The sequence below is a fragment of the Streptomyces koelreuteriae genome, assembly GCF_018604545.1.
GTDB lineage: Bacteria > Actinomycetota > Actinomycetes > Streptomycetales > Streptomycetaceae > Streptomyces > Streptomyces koelreuteriae.
The window spans coordinates 5971782-5987631 of the sequence record NZ_CP075896.1; the positions used below are offsets into that span (position 1 = coordinate 5971782).

General features: G+C 73.0%; 14 protein-coding genes. 5 read left to right on the forward strand and 9 right to left on the reverse strand.

The window, feature by feature from the left end:
* Window positions 1–23: 23 nt before the first annotated feature.
* Window positions 24–941 carry a ketopantoate reductase family protein gene (locus KJK29_RS26910; RefSeq protein WP_215121728.1) on the reverse strand — a complete coding sequence of 306 codons (918 nt, stop codon included), beginning with the start codon at window positions 939–941 and terminating at the stop codon, window positions 24–26.
* A 102-nt stretch (window positions 942–1043) separates the two neighbouring features.
* Between KJK29_RS26910 and KJK29_RS26915 the strand changes: the two genes are divergently transcribed.
* Window positions 1044–1274, forward strand: a complete 231-nt coding sequence (locus KJK29_RS26915) for a DUF2277 domain-containing protein (RefSeq protein WP_215121729.1) — start codon at window positions 1044–1046, stop codon at window positions 1272–1274.
* Window positions 1275–1300: 26 nt separating this feature from the next.
* Here the strand turns inward: KJK29_RS26915 and KJK29_RS26920 are convergent, their stop codons facing one another.
* Window positions 1301–1906 carry a DedA family protein gene (locus KJK29_RS26920; protein ID WP_215121731.1) on the reverse strand — a complete coding sequence of 202 codons (606 nt, stop codon included), beginning with the start codon at window positions 1904–1906 and terminating at the stop codon, window positions 1301–1303.
* Window positions 1907–2134: 228 nt separating this feature from the next.
* Here KJK29_RS26920 and KJK29_RS26925 point away from each other — a divergent pair, with 228 nt between their 5' ends.
* Complete coding sequence (locus tag KJK29_RS26925) at window positions 2135–2698, forward strand: superoxide dismutase family protein (protein WP_215121732.1); 564 nt, start codon at window positions 2135–2137, stop codon at window positions 2696–2698.
* A gap of 123 nt (window positions 2699–2821) precedes the next feature.
* Here the strand turns inward: KJK29_RS26925 and KJK29_RS26930 are convergent, their stop codons facing one another.
* The 4 genes from KJK29_RS26930 to KJK29_RS26945 all read right to left on the reverse strand — a co-directional run bounded on the left by KJK29_RS26930 (window position 2822) and on the right by KJK29_RS26945 (window position 7840).
* Window positions 2822–3274: a DoxX family protein gene (locus tag KJK29_RS26930; protein ID WP_215121733.1), complete on the reverse strand. Its 453-nt coding sequence runs from the start codon at window positions 3272–3274 to the stop codon at window positions 2822–2824.
* A gap of 80 nt (window positions 3275–3354) precedes the next feature.
* Window positions 3355–5292, reverse strand: a complete 1938-nt coding sequence (locus KJK29_RS26935; RefSeq protein WP_215121735.1) for an FAD/NAD(P)-binding protein — start codon at window positions 5290–5292, stop codon at window positions 3355–3357.
* A gap of 185 nt (window positions 5293–5477) precedes the next feature.
* Window positions 5478–7115 (reverse strand): alkaline phosphatase D family protein, encoded by a 1638-nt coding sequence (locus tag KJK29_RS26940; RefSeq protein WP_215121736.1) that lies wholly within the window; start codon window positions 7113–7115, stop codon window positions 5478–5480.
* An 80-nt stretch (window positions 7116–7195) separates the two neighbouring features.
* Window positions 7196–7840, reverse strand: a complete 645-nt coding sequence (locus KJK29_RS26945; protein WP_215121737.1) for an HNH endonuclease family protein — start codon at window positions 7838–7840, stop codon at window positions 7196–7198.
* Window positions 7841–8238: 398 nt separating this feature from the next.
* Between KJK29_RS26945 and KJK29_RS26950 the strand changes: the two genes are divergently transcribed.
* Window positions 8239–8820: a TMEM165/GDT1 family protein gene (locus tag KJK29_RS26950; protein WP_215121739.1), complete on the forward strand. Its 582-nt coding sequence runs from the start codon at window positions 8239–8241 to the stop codon at window positions 8818–8820.
* Window positions 8821–9116: 296 nt separating this feature from the next.
* Window positions 9117–9776: an HAD family hydrolase gene (locus tag KJK29_RS26955; RefSeq protein ID WP_215121740.1), complete on the forward strand. Its 660-nt coding sequence runs from the start codon at window positions 9117–9119 to the stop codon at window positions 9774–9776.
* Between the two features lie 19 nt (window positions 9777–9795).
* Here KJK29_RS26955 and cpt read toward each other — a convergent pair whose 3' ends face one another.
* Together cpt and KJK29_RS26965 are read right to left on the reverse strand one after the other, a co-directional pair.
* Window positions 9796–10335, reverse strand: coding sequence for a chloramphenicol phosphotransferase CPT (gene cpt / locus KJK29_RS26960; protein WP_215121741.1), 540 nt, complete (start codon window positions 10333–10335; stop codon window positions 9796–9798).
* A 27-nt stretch (window positions 10336–10362) separates the two neighbouring features.
* Window positions 10363–11265, reverse strand: a complete 903-nt coding sequence (locus KJK29_RS26965) for a peptidoglycan-binding domain-containing protein (RefSeq protein ID WP_215121743.1) — start codon at window positions 11263–11265, stop codon at window positions 10363–10365.
* A gap of 1899 nt (window positions 11266–13164) precedes the next feature.
* Here KJK29_RS26965 and KJK29_RS26970 point away from each other — a divergent pair.
* Window positions 13165–15243: an MDR family MFS transporter gene (locus KJK29_RS26970; RefSeq protein ID WP_215121745.1), complete on the forward strand. Its 2079-nt coding sequence runs from the start codon at window positions 13165–13167 to the stop codon at window positions 15241–15243.
* A gap of 9 nt (window positions 15244–15252) precedes the next feature.
* Here KJK29_RS26970 and KJK29_RS26975 read toward each other — a convergent pair whose 3' ends face one another.
* Window positions 15253–15744, reverse strand: a complete 492-nt coding sequence (locus KJK29_RS26975; protein ID WP_215121746.1) for a GNAT family N-acetyltransferase — start codon at window positions 15742–15744, stop codon at window positions 15253–15255.
* Between the last annotated feature and the right edge of the window lie 106 nt (window positions 15745–15850).

A 15850-nucleotide genomic window follows, 5' to 3' on the forward strand; every position in this document is an offset into this window, starting at 1 on the left:
GGTGGCGAGTCTCTTCCCGTGGTTCAGGTGAGTCCGTGTTCTCCCGACAGCTCGCCCAGCACCCGAGCCGTCACCCGAGCCGTCACCGGCGCCGGAACGCCGTACCGCTCGGCCGCGCGCAGCAACGCGCCCCCGATGGCGTCCAGTTCGAGAGGGCGGCCCGCCTCGGCGTCGCGCTGCATCGACGATTTCGTCGACGCCGGGAAGGCGTCGTAGCGGGCGAGGGCCTGACCCGGGTCGGCCGGGCCGCCGCACGCGCGGCTGATCGCGGCCGTCTCCTCCACCAGGGCCGTCAGTTCGTCGCGGTGGCGGCTGCGGACCTCGCCGAGAGGGAGGCCGTAGTACGTGGTGAGCAGGGCGAACGGGGCCAGGAACGACATCTTCGCCCACAGGGTCGCCGTCTCGTCGTCCTGGACGCGGGTGACCGGCCCGGCGGCGGTGAGGGCCTCGGCGAGGGCGTCGAGTCGGGCGCGGGGCACCGCCGTACCGGTCAGGTCGATCTCCGCGAAGGGGCTGCCGTGTTCGACGACACCCGGGGCGGTCCGGGTCGACTCGACGCGGATGACGCCCGGGGCGACGAGGTCGGGACGGTAGCGGGCGCGCAGGGTCGCCGGGTGTTCGACGCCGTTCAGGAACGGCACGAGCAGGCCGTCGGACAGCGTGGGTGCGGGGACGCGCGCCAGGGCGGCGTCGAGGGCGGTGTGCTTGACGGTCACCAGGCATGCGTCGACCCGTTCGCGCAGCTCCGTGTCCGCCTCGACCGGGGCCGTGAAGTCGCCGAAGTGCGTGCTGCGGACCCGGATGCCGTCCGTGCGCAGGGTCCGGGCCGTCTCCTCGCCGGACAGGCAGATCACCCGGTGGCCGGCGCGGGAGAGCAGCGCGGCGAGCAGGCCGCCCACGCCGCCGGGGCCCAGGACGGCCACGGTGAGTTCGTTCCCCATGTCGGGTTCCTCTCGTCGGTCCGCCCCACAGTGGTGGCCGCCTCGCGGAGATCATGACAGTGGTCGCTGTCGTCCGGGGGTCGAAAGGGTGAGACTGGGGGCATGTGCCGGAGCATCAAGACACTGCGTCCCCCCGCGATGGCCGAGGAGGCCACGGCGGATGACATTCGGGCTGCCGCGTTGCAGTACGTGCGGAAGGTTTCGGGATTCCGTGCCCCCGCCGCTCACAACCAGGAGGTGTTCGACCGCGCCGTGGAGGCGATCGCGCAGGCCACGGAGGAGTTGCTGGACGGACTGGAGATCCGGGGGGCCGCCGCTCGCCGCGCGAGCTGAGGTCTCGGACCGTACGACAAGGGTTCCTACGACGCCTCCGAGGGCCGCGGCGCCCTCTTCATGACGTACGCCGCTCCCGCCCCCGCCCCGAACAGCGCCCCCACCGACACTGCCGTCGCCAGCCAGCTCGCGCCCAGCCAGTGGGCGCCGAACCAGCCGAGGGCGACGCTGTACGCCGCCCAGGTCAGGCCGGCCAGGGCCGACCAGGGGAGGAAGTCGCGGGCGCGGCGGTGGGCGGCGCCCGCGCCGAGGGAGACGACCGAGCGGCCGGCGGGAGCGAAGCGGGCGAGGACGACGAGCGCGCCGCCGCCCCGGGCCAGCGCCGCGCCGAGACGTTCCTGCGCGGTGGTCAGGCGCCGGGAGCGGGAGATCGCCCGGTCCAGACGGGCGCCGCCGCGCCAGGCGAGGCGATAGGCGACCAGGTCACCGAGGACGGAGGCGGTGGCCGCGCAGAGGGTCAGCGCCAGGATGTCGGGCACATCGGTCGCCGTGCCCGCGGCCGCCGCCGTGGCGACCGTGATCACCAGGACGCCGCTGGGCAGCACCGGCAGAAACACGTCGAGCAGGATGGACAGGGCCACCACCGCGTAGATCCATGGGCTGCCCATCAGCGACCCCAACTGCTCCAGCACCGCGACTCCCCGTGAATCCCCCGTGGGCCAGACCGTGCCGCGATGTCGCGGGGAGCGGCAGGTGTGGCCATGACAGCCATACAGCGTACGCCTGGGGTGTGACGGTCCGTTCACGGGGTTCGCCCTCGGTCGTCACCCGGCTGCCATGTCCCGGAGGGCGGCGGGCGCGGGTGTCCCGTAGCAACAGAAGGGGCTGAATCAGACACAAGGCGAGGAACGGTACACATCATGCTGGCAGGGATATGCGCGAGCGCCGTCGCGGCCGCTTTGTCCGCCGCTGGTCCGGGCGGTGCCGGGGCTGTCGAGGGCTACGTCGAGGGCTACTCGGTGCGGGCGGAGGCCCGGTTCGTGGCGGCCGGGGCGGCTCAGGGGTCGGCGGCGCTGACGTACGACCGGGGTCTGGTGCCCGTGGGCTCGTGGATCCAGGTCCGCCAGCACACCGTGCCCGGCGGCGGGACGACCGTACGGCTGAAGGTGGCCGGCATGAAGCCGGGTCACGCCTACGGCGTCCATGTGCACCAGAAGCCCTGCGGCGTCGATCCGGAGGCCGCCGGCGGGCACTACCAGCACCGGCCGTCGAGCGATCCGCACCATGTCAGCCCGGACAACGAGGTCTGGCTGGACTTCACGGCCGACCGGCGCGGCGCGGGCGCGGCGAGCGCCCGGCACGACTGGGGCTTCCGGCCGGGCGAGGCGTCCTCGGTCGTGATCCACGACGTGCCGGGCGGTGCGGGGGAGCGGGCGGCCTGCTTCACGGTGCCGTTCGAGCCGGTGGACAGGGCAGAGGAGTAGGCGACCCGCCACGGGCAGCGGAACGGCGCCTCCCCGGACGACGAGCAGGCGACCCGCCGGGCAGCGGAACGGCGCCTCCCCGGGCAGGGAAGGCGCCGTTCTCCGTGATGGTGTCCGGGTGGCTCAGGCGGCCACCGGCGTCTGCTCCGAGGAGCGCTGGCCCTGCGCGGAGGTGCGCCGCGCGAGCAGCCGGTCCACGCCGAACGCGCCGGAGCCGGTGAAGATCAGCAGGAACATGGCCCAGCAGTACATGGCCGCGCCCTCGCCGTTGTTCTCGATGGGCCACAGACCCTCGGGCTGGTGGACCTTGAAGTAGGCGTAGGCCATGGCGCCGGAGGATATGAAGGCCGCGGCGCGGGTGCCCAGGCCCAGCAGGACCAGGATGCCGCCGACGAGTTCGATGACGGCCGCGTACCAGTTCGGCCAGGCGCCGGTCGCCGCGGTGCCGCCCTTGCCGTCCACGCCTCCGAGGACGCCGAAGAGCGCGACGGCGCCGTGGCAGGAGAACAGCAGGCCGATGACGATCCGGAACAGCCCGAGAGCGTACGGCTGAGCGCCGTTGAGGCGTGCGGTCATGTGGGGGACTCCTTCGGGCGGCCGGCCAGGGGAAGGCCGGTCGGGGGACAGAACCGATGAGTAGCCCACGTTAGGTGTGCCTAATTGATGCTTGCAAGTTCAACATTTGGCCACGGGTTTGCCTCCGTTTGGGTGTCACTCTCGGTCGCAACCGCACGTAGAGCCGCTCTGGCGACCGCGTCCGCGTCCGAAAGCGTGACCGAATCCACACCCGGGCGAGCCCCTGCGGCGGTCACCCAGTGCACACCTTCCGTCGGCACTCCGAGGGCGAACCGCCTTTCGTGTACAACACCTTGACGATCCATCAGACGATACGGCCGCGGTGTGACGTCCAACCCGCCTGTCTCATAACCGTCGGCGGTGTGCGGGCGGCACTGGCCCGTCCGCAGCAGCCCGGCGAGCAGCCCGTCGGCCGTGCTCCGCAAGTCCGCTTCCGGTAGCCGGGCCTCTATGAGTGTTGTCACACGGACGACCGAGCCCGGCACCTCGGGGGAGTGCGCCGCCCAGGCCCCGTCCTCCTCCGTCACCTCCAGACGCGGCCCGAGCACCCGCACCACGCCCGCCTCCATCAGGGCCACCAGCTCCTCGATACGGCGCCGGGGCGGGCCGATGGAGAGGAAGGCGTTGAGCGGGGTGTACCAGCGGTCCAGATGGTCCCGGCGGGAGGCACCGGCGAGACCGCCGTGGTCGACGATCAGCCGGAGTTCGTTGCGCAGGTCGCGCAGCACGTCGAGGGCCGCCTTCAGCGGGCCCCGGACATTGCCCAGGGCGGCCTGCGCGGCGTCCTCGCGCAGATATGACAGCAGCCAGTCGTGCCACTCGCCGGGGTGCGCGAAGTCCCGCCCCGCGTGCGGCCGGCACACCCGCTCCCAGCGCCAGCGGTCGGCGCCGGGCACCTCGAACTCGTCCAGCAGTACGGCCTCCCGGGAGTCGCCGTGCGGTACGGCCAGGAAGCGATCGGTGAACTCCGAGCGCCGTCCCTCGGCGGTTCCAGCCCGCCCGAGCAGCGCGGCGTAGTAGACCGCCTCGACCTCCTTCGCCACCAACGGCCATATCTCCGCCAGGAAGTCGGGCGCCTCCCCGGAGTCCGCGCGCTTGCGGAAGCCCGCGATCGTCTCCGGTGTGAGGACGAGCGGGACATGCCGGCCGTACGGCCCCTTCGCGTTGTCACCGCGCGCCTGGTACGGGATGCCGCGCCGCGAACCGGCGTACAGCCGCGGCTCCCGGCCGGAGGGGAGATAGCGCAGGCCGCCGCCCCGGGTGTCCCGGACGAAACGGCCGCCGCGGCCGGTCGTCAACAGGGCCGTGTGGTCGAAGAAGTTGAGGCCCAGGCCGCGCAGCAGGACCGGCTCGCCCGCGGGGACGGAGGACAGGTCGACGTCTGCCGGGTTGGCGGGCGCGATGTGGCGCAGGCCGTGCCGGGCGGCATGGGCCGCGAGGCGCCGCCCGGCCGCGTCCGCGGTCGCCGGCAGATGGCCCAGCGCCAGGACCACCGCGGACAGGCCGGTCAGGGTGCGGCCGTCGTCGAGGGTGAGGGCCTGCCGGCCGCCCGGTGTGTCGTCGAGCCGGACCGCGCGGGCCCGGTGCGTCTCGACACGCACGTTCGGCGGCGCGTCCCGTACGGCCCGGGCGAACACCCACTCCAGATAGCGGCCGTAGTCGGCCCGGCTCGGGTACTCGTCCGGGCCCAGCGTGCCGCGTGCCCACTCATACAGGCTGGGACCCGGGCGGACCGGGCCCGAGCAGTCCACGCTGTCGTCGGTGAACAGGGTCACCTGGCAGGCCACGGTGTTCATCAGCAGCTCGGGCGACTGGGCCGTACGCCAGACGCGGCCGGGTCCCGGCGGGTCCGGGTCGATCACGTGGACCGTCAGCCGGGCACCGTCGGGGAGGAGCTCCGGGGCGGAGGCGCACAGGCGCTCCAGGACGCTGGTGCCCCGTGGCCCGGCGCCGACCAGGGCGACGGAGACCGGTGCGGGTGTCTCGGCCGGTGGGGATTCCTCGGTCGACGCAGACAAGGGTGGTACTCCCGGGCGTGTGGGGCGCGTATCGGCGGTCCGCCGGTCGGGAAGCGGACGGTCCGCCTCATCATGCCGTCGCCGGAAGCGGGAACCGCTGTCCGTGGGGAAGGATTGACACTCGCTGTGGGATGCGTCACAAGCATCAAGGGACACGCCGGTCGCAAAGGGGTGGAACAGGCGTGTTACGGGGCAAGTTCGGAGTCCAGGAGTGTCGTCAGCCGAGGGCCCGCCCCCTGCCGCGCCTTGGCGTGCTCCAGCCGCAGCCGGGCCGAACGGCCGCGCAGGGTCAGGGTCATGAGCTGGTTGCCGAACCAGGGGCCGCCCGTCTTGCGCCAGGTGACCGGCGGACGGGGGAGCCGCCCGTGCCGGGCGAGGCCGCGTCCGAGGGTGCGCGCCAGCGCGGTCCAGCCGATGCGGAAGCCCATCCGGATCGACAGCGGGACGGAGTTGTGGACGGGGGAGCAGACGAGCTGCATCACCCGGGCGTCGGGCCCGGTGCCGGGCCATGAGGGCTCGGCGATGTAGGCGTGGTGCACATCCCCGGACAGCACGCACACCGTCGCGGGCGCGTCGGGCCCCGAGCCGGCCTCGGCGATCAGCTCGGCCAGCCCGGCGAAGGACTCGGGGAACGCCGACCAGTGCTCCAGATCGGCGGCCCGCCGCACCTTCTCCCCGAACCGCGCCCAGCGCTCGCCCCGTTCACCCCGGCACAGCGCCGCGTTCCACCCCTCGGCGTCGTGCACCAGATGCGGCAGCAGCCAGGGCAGCGAGGTGCCGATGAGGAGGTGGTCGTAGGCCTCGGGCGTGTCCCGTACCTGCTCGCGCAGCCAGGCCTCCTCGCCCGGGTCGAGCATCGCGCGGTCGTCCTCGGCGAGGACGCGGGCCGCCCGGCTGTCCACCATCAGCAGGCGTACGCGCCCGAAGTCGCGCCGGTAGCTCCAGCGGGCCGCGGTCGCGTCCGCGTCGGCCCGGGCGGCGAAGGCGCGCAGCGCGTCGGTGCCGTCGGGGACCTCGCACACGGACGCGTACACCGGGTCGGCCGCCAGCTCCTCCAGGGAGAGGTTCCCCAGGTGCTGGTGGACCCAGTACGACATCAGGCCGCTGAGCAGCCGCTCCTGCCACCAGTCGGTGGCGCGCATGTCGGTGAGCCAGGCGGCGGAGGTGTTCCAGTCGTCGATCACGTCGTGGTCGTCGAAGATCATGAAACTGGGCACGGTGGACAGCAGCCAGCGGATGCGCGGGTCGAGCCACGACTCGTAGTAGAGGTGCGTGTATTCCTCGTAGTCCGCGACCCCGTCGCCCGGCGGGTCGCTCAGATCGCGGCGGGCCGCCAGCCAGCGCTGGGTGCCGTCGGAGGTCTCGTCGGCGTACACCTGGTCGCCGAGCAGCAGCAGGACGTCGGGCCGCTCGCCCTCCGGGTCGGCCGCGAGACGGGTGGCGAGCGCGTCCAGGGCGTCCGGGCCGACCGGATCGTGCCCGCCCGCGGGCGGCGCGGCCCAGCGGCAGGAGCCGAAGGCGACACGCAGACCGTCCTCCGGGCCCGGCGCGTGGATCGCCGAGGGCGGGAAGGGGGAGCCGGGCAGCGGCCATGCGCGGGTGCCGTCGAGGAGGACCTCGTACGTCGTGGTCGTACCGGCGGTCAGGCCGGTCACCGGGATCAGCGCGTAGTGGTGCCCCGCGATCTGGAAGGTGTGGGCCGAGCCTCCCGCGCCGTCGGCGCAGCGCACCTCGGTGGAGCACGGACGGCTCGTCTCGACCCATACGGTCGCGGACGAGCCGTCGGTGTACCTCAGCAGTGGTCCGAGGCGCAGTCCGGCCATGATGGTCCCCTCTCCGTCGCCCCGTACGGTACGGAACGACTGAGGTCAGCGGGGAGATCCCGGCCGGAAATACCTGGGTGTCAGCAGCTCGCGAGATAGTTCGTCAGCGCGGACTTCTCGGCGGAGTCGACCGAGAGGCCGTAGTAGTACTTCACCTGCACCCAGGCGCGGACGTAGGTGCAGCGGTACGCCGTCCGGGAGGGCATCCAGGTGGCCGGGTCCTGGTCGCCCTTGGCCTGGTTGACGTTGTCGGTGACCGCGATGAGCTGCGGGCGGGTCAGGTCGTTGGCGAAGGACTGGCGGCGGGACGTCGTCCAGGAGTCGGCGCCGGAGTCCCAGGCCTCGGCCAGCGGGATCAGGTGGTCGATGTCGACGTCGGAGGCGGCGGACCAGGTGGCGCCGTCGTAGACCGAGTACCAGCTGCCGCTGGTGGCGGCGCAGGAGGAGTTCTGCTGGACGTTGGTGCCGTCGCGCTTGAGGACGACCTCGCGGGTGTTGCAGGCGCCGGACTGGGTGATCCAGTGCGGGAAGAGGTCGCGGTCGTAGCCGGTGCGGTCCTCGGTGGCCACGGTGAGCGAGGCCAGGTAGGTGCGGGCGGTGGCCGCGCTGACGGGCGTGGGGAGGGCGGCGGAGGCGGCCGGACCGTTGATCAGTCCGGCCGCGGCTATGAGGCCGGTGAGGCCCGCGAGTATGCTGAGCCGTCGACGCGCGTAGAACTTCGGCATACGAACTCCCTTGTGGGGTGGGGGTGTTGGGCAGCGAGCGGGAGAATGCTCGCCGCGCCGTGTTGCGGGGAGATGTGCGTGAGGTGAGAAGGTAGTGACGAGTTCATGACATGACAAGAGTTCGAGGCGGAACTGTCGGTTCGAACACGTCGCGTACGATGGACGGCGCAGAAGGGGAGTAGCTCTTCGCCGGACCGTCGACATACTGCTCAGCTCGTCTGAGCCGGCGCCCGGAGGCGGTCCTTCTGGTCCATCCAGGGGCCCCGCCAGCGAGACCTTCGGCAAGCAGTGCACGCCCGTGCCTACCGGTACGGGTGCCGTGTGTGCTGCCGTGCCGAGGTGTGTCGCGTGAAGGTTCAGCACTCTCGGTGGGGCAGCCCCGACCGATTGAGGAACCCTTGATCAGCCTGACCGTGACGGCCGTCGTCTTCGGCGTCGTCTTCCTCGCCGAACTGCCGGACAAGACCGCCCTCGCCGGCCTCGTCCTCGGCACCCGCTACCGCGCCTCCTACGTCTTCGCCGGTGTCGCCGCCGCCTTCGCGCTGCATGTCGTGCTCGCCGTCGCGGCGGGCAGTGTGCTGACGCTGCTGCCGCAGCAGATCGTGCAGGCGCTGACCGGCGTGCTCTTCCTGGGCGGTGCGGCCGTGCTGCTGCTGCGGAAGGGCGAGGACGAGGAAGAGGTCCGCAAGCCCGAGAACCAGTCCTTCTGGAAGGTCTCGGGCGCCGGCTTCATGCTCATCCTGGTCGCCGAGTTCGGCGATCTCACCCAGATCATGACGGCGAACCTGGCCGCCCGCTACGACGATCCGCTCTCCGTCGGCCTGGGCGCGGTGCTCGCGCTGTGGGCGGTGGCCGGGATCGGCATCGTCGGCGGAAAGGCGCTGATGAAGAAGGTGCCGCTGCGGCTGATCACGCAGATCGCGGCGCTGGTGATGCTCGCGCTCGGGGTGTGGAGCCTGTGGGAGGCCGTGGCCGGGTGAGCGGGGGCTCGGTAGGCCCGGGCTCGGTGGCTCGGGGTTCCGTGAGCCTGGGCTCGGCGGGCCGGTGTGAGCTGAACGGTCGGTGAACGTCTGGAGGGGGGGTCTGGCGCGAAGCGGGGATTGTTTTGTACCGTGGGGGAACAAAGTGGCCCTCGCCCGTTTTCCCTGACCGGCGGGCGGGGCCGCCTTGTCCCTCCGGGGTGCGGGGCGAACCCGCCGTCCGCCCCCTCCCGCGCCCGGCCCCGCGCTGGACCCGCGCCCCGAGCCTTGGGGCAGCCGATGCCTTGGAGCAGCCGATGACGGCCACCGCCGTGCTCACCGCCCGCGCCCTCCTGCTGGACATGGACGGCACCCTCGTCAACTCCGATGCCGCGGTCGAACGCGTCTGGCGGCGCTGGGCCGAGCGGCACGGGCTCGACGGGGACGAGATCATGAAGGTCGTCCACGGGCGGCAGGGCTACGCGTCGATGGCGCTGCTGCTGCCCGACCGGCCGATGGAGCAGAACTACGCCGACAACGCGCGGATGCTCGCCGAGGAGACCGCGGACACCGACGGGGTCGTGGCGATCCCCGGGGCGCCGGAGTTCCTCGCCTCGCTGCGCGGGCTGCCGCACGCGCTCGTGACCTCGGCCGATGTGCCGCTCTCGACGGCGCGGATGGCGGCGGCCGGGCTTGAGCAGCCCGAGGTGCGGGTGACGGCGGAGTCCGTCGGGGCGAGCAAGCCCGACCCCGAGGGCTTCCTGAAGGGCGCCGCCGAGCTGGGCGTGGCGCCCGCGGACTGTGTCGTGTTCGAGGACTCCGGGGCCGGGATCACGGCGGGGCGCGCGGCCGGGATGACCGTCGTGGGGGTCGGGCCCCGGGCCGCGGTCCATGAGCCGGATGTCGTGGTCGAGGACCTCACGCGAGTACGCGTGGAGGCGGCCGGGGACGGGACGATCCGCCTGCACGTCGGGTAGCCCACCGGGCGCCGGCAGATCACCCGATGCGAATCCGAGCGGCGATGGCGCGGGCGCACTCCAGTGACTCGGTGTGGGTCGTGTCCACCTCCAGGTCGTAGCGCACGCCCTCGTGCACGCGCTGTGCCTGTGCCGCGGCCATGCCCTTGACCCGGTCTCCCCGGGCGATCTCACGGGCCGCGGCGACCGCGCTGTCACACCTGACGCCGACCCACAGCACGTCGAGGCCGGCCAGGGCCTTCTCCCAGCGCCGCTGGGACGCCGCGCCGCCGAGGAAGACGTCGTCGACGATGACCTTGGCCCCGGCGCGGGCCATGGCCGCGATGCCCTCGGTCCAGGCGGCGTCCAGGGCCCGGAAGTCCGCGCCGACGTCCACGCCGCCGTCGGGCGTGAAGGTGATGCCGCCGTCCGAGCCCTTCATCCTCGCGGGCAGAGCCTCGACGAACGAGTCGACGCCGAAGGCCGGCCAGGGGTCGGGCAGAACCTCTTGCAGGCACCGTACGAGTCCGGACTTGCCGGAGCTGGAGCCGCCGTTGAGAACGATCACCTGTGTGGTCACGGCGTCACCGTACGGTGCGGGGGTCTGTCAGGGCTCCTGGGTTTCCGACTCCAGCTTCGTCCGGGTGTCGCGGTCGTAGACGCCGAGGTCGTCGGCCTGGATGCCGCGTGAGTACTGGTAGTTGCGGACCGCGTCCTGGAGGCGGTCGTCGAAGGTGCCGTCGGTGTCGTCGTCGTAGAGGAACAACTGGCGCAGGCGCGACTGGAGTTCGGAGACCTCCGGGCCGCGGTCGCCGAGGCGCAGGACGGTGGGTTCGCCGTTCTGGCGGGAGTTGTCCGGCGGCTTCTTCGCGGAGCCGGACGCCGACGCGGACGTCTCGGGCGCCGAGGGGGAGGCCGTCTGGGACGGGCTCGGTGAGGCGCTCGTCTCGGACGGCGACGGGGAGGTCGACGGGCTGCTGGTGCGGGACGGGGCCGGCGGTGGTGCGGCGGGGGTCGACGGCGTGGCCGGTGTGCTCTCCGACGGCGACGGGGACGCCGCGCTGCTCGACGGGGCGTCCGGCACGCTCGCCCTGATGCCGTCCGGCAGCGCGGTGTTCCGGGAGGGCCCCTCGTAGAAGAACAGCCCGCTCGCGTATCCCGCGGCCGTCACCACGGCGACGCACGCCCCGGCCGCGGCGACGAGAGCGACCCGACGCCGCCGGGACCCGCCACCGGACTCGGACCCCACCGACTCCGACCTGCCCCGCACCCCGGCCGCCTTCCCGGCACGTCCGCCGCCGTCGAACATCCGCAGATCGGTGACACTCGGCTCGCTCCCGTCGGGAACCAGGGGTGTCGGCAGCGCGGCGGTGGCGTCCGGGGCGGGGGTGGCCGGGACGGCGGGCAGTACGGAGGTGGCGTCCGTGTCGGACGCCGGGGTGGTCGGCAGCACGGTGGTCGCATCCGAGGCCGGGGTCACCGGCAGCACGGTGGTTGCGTCCGGGTCCACCGGCCGTAGGGGCATGGTCGTACCGGCCGGGGAGGGCGGCGGGGCGGTGCTGCCGGGGCGCGGGGCCTTGGTCGAGGACGGTTGTGAGGCTCCTCCCGCAGCGCGTGAAGTCGCGGCAGATTCCGCCGGGGGGCGTTGCTCGGCCCTGTCCGGGGCCGCCGGGTCCGTGAGCGGCTGGTACGGGGTGTCGTGAGGCGCCTGGGCGCGGGCTGCGGTGTGCGGAGGCGCGGCCGGGGTGCCGGGTGAGGGCGGTTGCGCGGTCCCTGTGGTGCGCGGGGCCTCCGCCCGGTTCGGCCGGGGGTGTCGCGGGGTGCTGTTGGTCGCCTGCGCGGGGCCTCCAGGGTGGGGGGCCTGAGTATGGGGGCGTGCGGCCGAGGCGGTGGCTCCCGTAGGGGCCGCGAAGGGCTGGTGCGGGGAGCTGTGGGGCGCCTGGGGCTGGGCTGCGTTGTGCGGGGGTGCGGCCGGGGTGCCGGGTGAGGGCAGTTGCGCGGGGCCTGCGGTGTGCGGGGCATCCGCCGGGTTCGGCCGGGGGTGTCGCGGGGTGCTGTCAGGTGCCCCCGCTGCGTGCGAGGACGTGGTCGGGACGTCAGAGGAGAGCGGCTGCGAAGCTCCCGCAGGGTCCGTGAGCGGCCGTCGCGGGGGGCCGTCGGGTATCTGCCCGGGTCCTCCCGGGTTCGGGACCTCGGCGAGCGGGAGGACGACCGGGGTCGACGGGGGCGGTTGCGCGGCCCCTGCGGCGGGAGAGGCCTTCGCCTGGTCCGTCCGGGCGTGTCGCTCGGCTCCGTCGGGCGCCTGCGCGGCGTTCCCCGTACGCGGGGCCTGCGTGTGCCGACTGTCCGGCGAGGGCGCTTGCGCCGCTCCTGCGGTGCGTGGAGCCTCCGTGTTTGGGACCACCGAGTGGGAGTCCCCCATGCCCAGGACCCCCGGGTGGGAGGCCGCCGGGCGTGAGGTTTCCGTGCTCGGGACCCCCGGGTGGGAGGCCGCCGTGCGTGAGGTTTCCGTGCTCGGGACCCCCGGGTGGGAGGCCGCCGTGCGTGAGGTTTCCGTGCTCGGGACCCCCGGGTGGGAGGCCGCCGTGCGTGAGGTCTCCGTGCCTGGAACCCCCGCGTGCGAGGTCCCCGGGTGCGAGGCTCCGGTGCGTGACGTTTCCGCGCCCGGAACTCCCGCGTGGGAGCCCCCCGGGCGTGAAGTCTCCGTGCTCGGGACCCCCGAGTGGGAGGCCGCCGTGCGTGAGGCCTCCGTGCCTGGAACCCCCGCGTGCGAGGTCCCCGCGCGTGAAGTCTCCGTGCTCGGGACCCCCTGGTACGGGGCCCCCGCCCGTGAAGTCTCCGCGCCCGGAACCCCCGGGTACGAGGCCCCCGCCCGTGAAGTCTCCCTGCCCGGAACCCCCGCGTGCGAAGCCCCCGCTTGCGAGCCTCCCGCACGCGAAGCCCCCGCGCCCGAACCCCCCGCAGCGTCCGTCACATGCCCCCGCAGGGCGGCGTCCTCGCGCTCGGCAGTGTCCCGTACCGGTGCGGAACGAACCTCCCGCCCCCCGGCCCCCGAAAGCCCCGCCCCGTCGTCGAGTTCGACGTACGGGCGGATCCGGAGCGGGTCGAAGTCCTCCGCTGCTGCTGCCTGGGCCGTGCGGGTGTCGTGGAGGGCCTCGGCGGCTCGGTGGGTGCAGGTGCAGGTGGGGGACTTGTCCTGCAGTCTGGGCGCGCCGCACTCCGGGCACGGGTGTCCATTAGGCGGTTCCACGCGTTCCTCCCTCCCCTCGCGAACTCCAGAGATTATCCAGATCTTCTCCACAGTGCGGTCGAGGAGCCCCCGGAATGACGGCTTCCAAAAGGACTCGGCAGGCCATACCCCGCCACACCGGTCACGATGGAAAATGTCACAGGACCCTCGGGAGGTCTCATGGCCGGGGATGTGCACGACACGACACCGTCACCCACGCCTTCACCTGCGGAAACGCTCGCCCCGGAACAAGTTCCCGGGAACGTGCTGGTCTCCATCGGCGCCCTGCTCCTCGGCATGCTGCTCGCCGCATTGGACCAGACCATCGTGTCGACCGCGCTGCCCACCATCGTCAGCGACCTCGGCGGCATGGACCATCTGTCCTGGGTCGTCACCGCCTACCTCCTGGCCGCCACCGCCGCGACCCCCCTGTGGGGCAAGCTCGGCGACCAGTACGGCCGCAAGAGGCTGTTCCAGGCCGCGATCGTGATCTTTCTCATCGGCTCCGCGCTGTGCGGGGCGGCACAGGACATGACCCAGCTCATCGCCTTCCGCGCCCTGCAAGGGCTGGGCGGGGGCGGGCTGATGGTGCTGTCGATGGCGATCGTCGGGGATCTCGTCCCGCCGAGGGAACGCGGGCGATATCAGGGCCTGTTCGGGGCCGTGTTCGGCGCGACCAGCGTGCTCGGGCCGCTGCTCGGCGGGCTGTTCACCCAGCATGTGAGCTGGCGCTGGGTGTTCTACGTCAACCTGCCCGTCGGCATCGTCGCGCTCGCCGTGATCGCGACCGTCCTGCACCTCCCGCGCCGCTCCCGACGGCATGTCATCGACTACCTCGGCACCTTCCTCATCGCGGCCGTCGCCACCTGCCTGGTGCTGGTCGCCTCCCTCGGCGGCACGACCTGGGGATGGGGGTCCGCGCAGATCATCGGGCTCGCCGTGCTGGGCGTGGTCCTCGCCCTCGCCTTCGTCGCCGTCGAGCGGCGCGCCGCCGAACCCGTGCTGCCGCTGAAGCTGTTCCGCGTCCGCACCTTCACCCTCGCCGCCGTGATCAGTTTCGTCGTCGGCTTCGCCATGTTCGGCGCGATGACCTACCTGCCGACCTTCCTCCAGGTCGTGCAGGGCGTCAGCCCCACCATGTCCGGTGTGCACATGCTCCCGATGGTGGTGGGTCTGCTGGTGGCCTCGACGGCCTCCGGCCAGATCGTCAGCCGTACCGGCCGCTGGAAGGTGTTCCCGATCGCCGGCACCGGCGTCACCACGCTCGGGCTGCTCCTGCTCCACCAGCTCGACGAGAACAGCTCCACCGTCCAGCTGAGCGGCTTCTTCCTCGTCTTCGGGCTGGGCCTCGGCCTGGTGATGCAGGTCCTCGTGCTCATCGTGCAGAACGCCGTCCCGTACGAGGACCTGGGCGTCGCCACCTCCGGCGCGACCTTCTTCCGCTCGATCGGCGCCTCCTTCGGCGTCGCCGTCTTCGGCACGATCTTCGCGAGCCGGCTCGGCGACCAGCTCACCGACGCCTTCCGGGGTGCGTCGCTGCCGCCCGGCGTCTCCGTGGACTCGCTGGAGGCCGACCCGCGCGGCATCGCCGCCCTGCCGTCGGGCCTGCAGTCACCGGCCCTGCACGCCTACGCCGTCTCCATCACGGACGTCTTCCTCTACGCCGCCCCGGTCGCGCTCCTCGGCTTCGTGCTGGCCTGGTTCCTCAAGGAGGACCGGCTGCGCGGCTCGGTCACCGCGCCCGACGTCACCGAGACCCTGGCCAGCAACCCCGTCGAGCGGACCTCGTACGACGAGGTGTGCCGCGCGCTGTCGGTGCTCGGCACCCGCGCGGGGCGCCGCGAGATCTACCGGACGATCACCGACCGGGCGGGCTACGACCTCCAGCCCGCGGCGAGCTGGCTGCTGCTGCGGATCCGCAGATTCGGCGAGGTGGAGCCCGCCGTGCTGGCCGACAGCATGCCCGTGCCGCTGACCGTGATCATCGAGGCCGCCCGCCAGGTCGAGGAGCGGCGCCTCGCCGTGCGCGAGGGCCTCGGCCTGGTCCTCACCGACCGGGGGCGCGAGGTCGCCGAGCGGCTGGCCCGGGCCCGCGAGGAGTCCCTCGCCGAACTGCTCGGCGACTGGTGGGGCCCCGACCGTCCGACCGATCTGGTCCAACTCGTAAAGGAGTTGAACGGCGAACTGTGCGGGTCGCGGCGCGAGCGGCCCTACGACGACCGGCCCTACGAGGAGCGGCGGGCGGCCCCTCTGGTCTGAACCGCCGGTTCAGACGAGGGACTTGGCGAACCAGTGTTCGGCGTACTGGTCGTCGTTGTGCGGCTCGGTCTCCGTGTAGCCGAGCTTGGCGTAGAGAGTGCGGGCCTCGACGAGGTCGCCGCGGGTGTCGAGGATCAGCCGTAGGGCGCCGAGCGCGCGGGCGGCGTCCTCGGCGGCCCGGACCAGGAGCGCGGCGCCGCCCCTGCCGCGCATCGAGGGGTGCAGGAACACCCGGGTGAGCTCGGCGGTCGTGTCGTCGTACCGCCGTACGCCCGCGGTGCCGGCCGGCTCACCGCCGTACCGGGCGACCAGCAACCGCCCGCGCGGCGGCGCGAGATCGGCGCCGGACTGCGCGGCGATCTCCCGCTCCAGTTCCTCCGGGTCGGTCCGGCGGCCCTGGTGCAGCAGGTACCAGCGGTCGCTGACCTCGGTGTAGTACGCCCGCCAGAGAGCGGCGGCGACGGGGGAGTCGTACGGCTCCGGGGCCACGGTCCAGATCATGAGCGCATTCTCGGCCAGGGCCGCACCGGGCCCGCAACCGGATTTGTGTGACCGCCGTGTGCCGTTTGGGGGCGGGTTTCCGGGCTACTCGACGCGGCGAACCGGT

Coding starts and splice junctions, on each gene's coding strand:
- KJK29_RS26910 (WP_215121728.1), bottom strand. CDS start 941: ATGGGGAACGAACTCACCGTGGCCGTCCTGGGCCCCGGCGGCGTGGGC.
- KJK29_RS26940 (WP_215121736.1), bottom strand. CDS start 7,115: ATGGCCGGACTGCGCCTCGGACCACTGCTGAGGTACACCGACGGCTCG.
- KJK29_RS26925 (WP_215121732.1), top strand. CDS start 2,135: ATGCTGGCAGGGATATGCGCGAGCGCCGTCGCGGCCGCTTTGTCCGCC.
- KJK29_RS26930 (WP_215121733.1), bottom strand. CDS start 3,274: ATGACCGCACGCCTCAACGGCGCTCAGCCGTACGCTCTCGGGCTGTTC.
- KJK29_RS26945 (WP_215121737.1), bottom strand. CDS start 7,840: ATGCCGAAGTTCTACGCGCGTCGACGGCTCAGCATACTCGCGGGCCTC.
- KJK29_RS26975 (WP_215121746.1), bottom strand. CDS start 15,744: ATGATCTGGACCGTGGCCCCGGAGCCGTACGACTCCCCCGTCGCCGCC.
- KJK29_RS26970 (WP_215121745.1), top strand. CDS start 13,165: ATGGCCGGGGATGTGCACGACACGACACCGTCACCCACGCCTTCACCT.
- KJK29_RS26915 (WP_215121729.1), top strand. CDS start 1,044: ATGTGCCGGAGCATCAAGACACTGCGTCCCCCCGCGATGGCCGAGGAG.
- KJK29_RS26955 (WP_215121740.1), top strand. CDS start 9,117: ATGACGGCCACCGCCGTGCTCACCGCCCGCGCCCTCCTGCTGGACATG.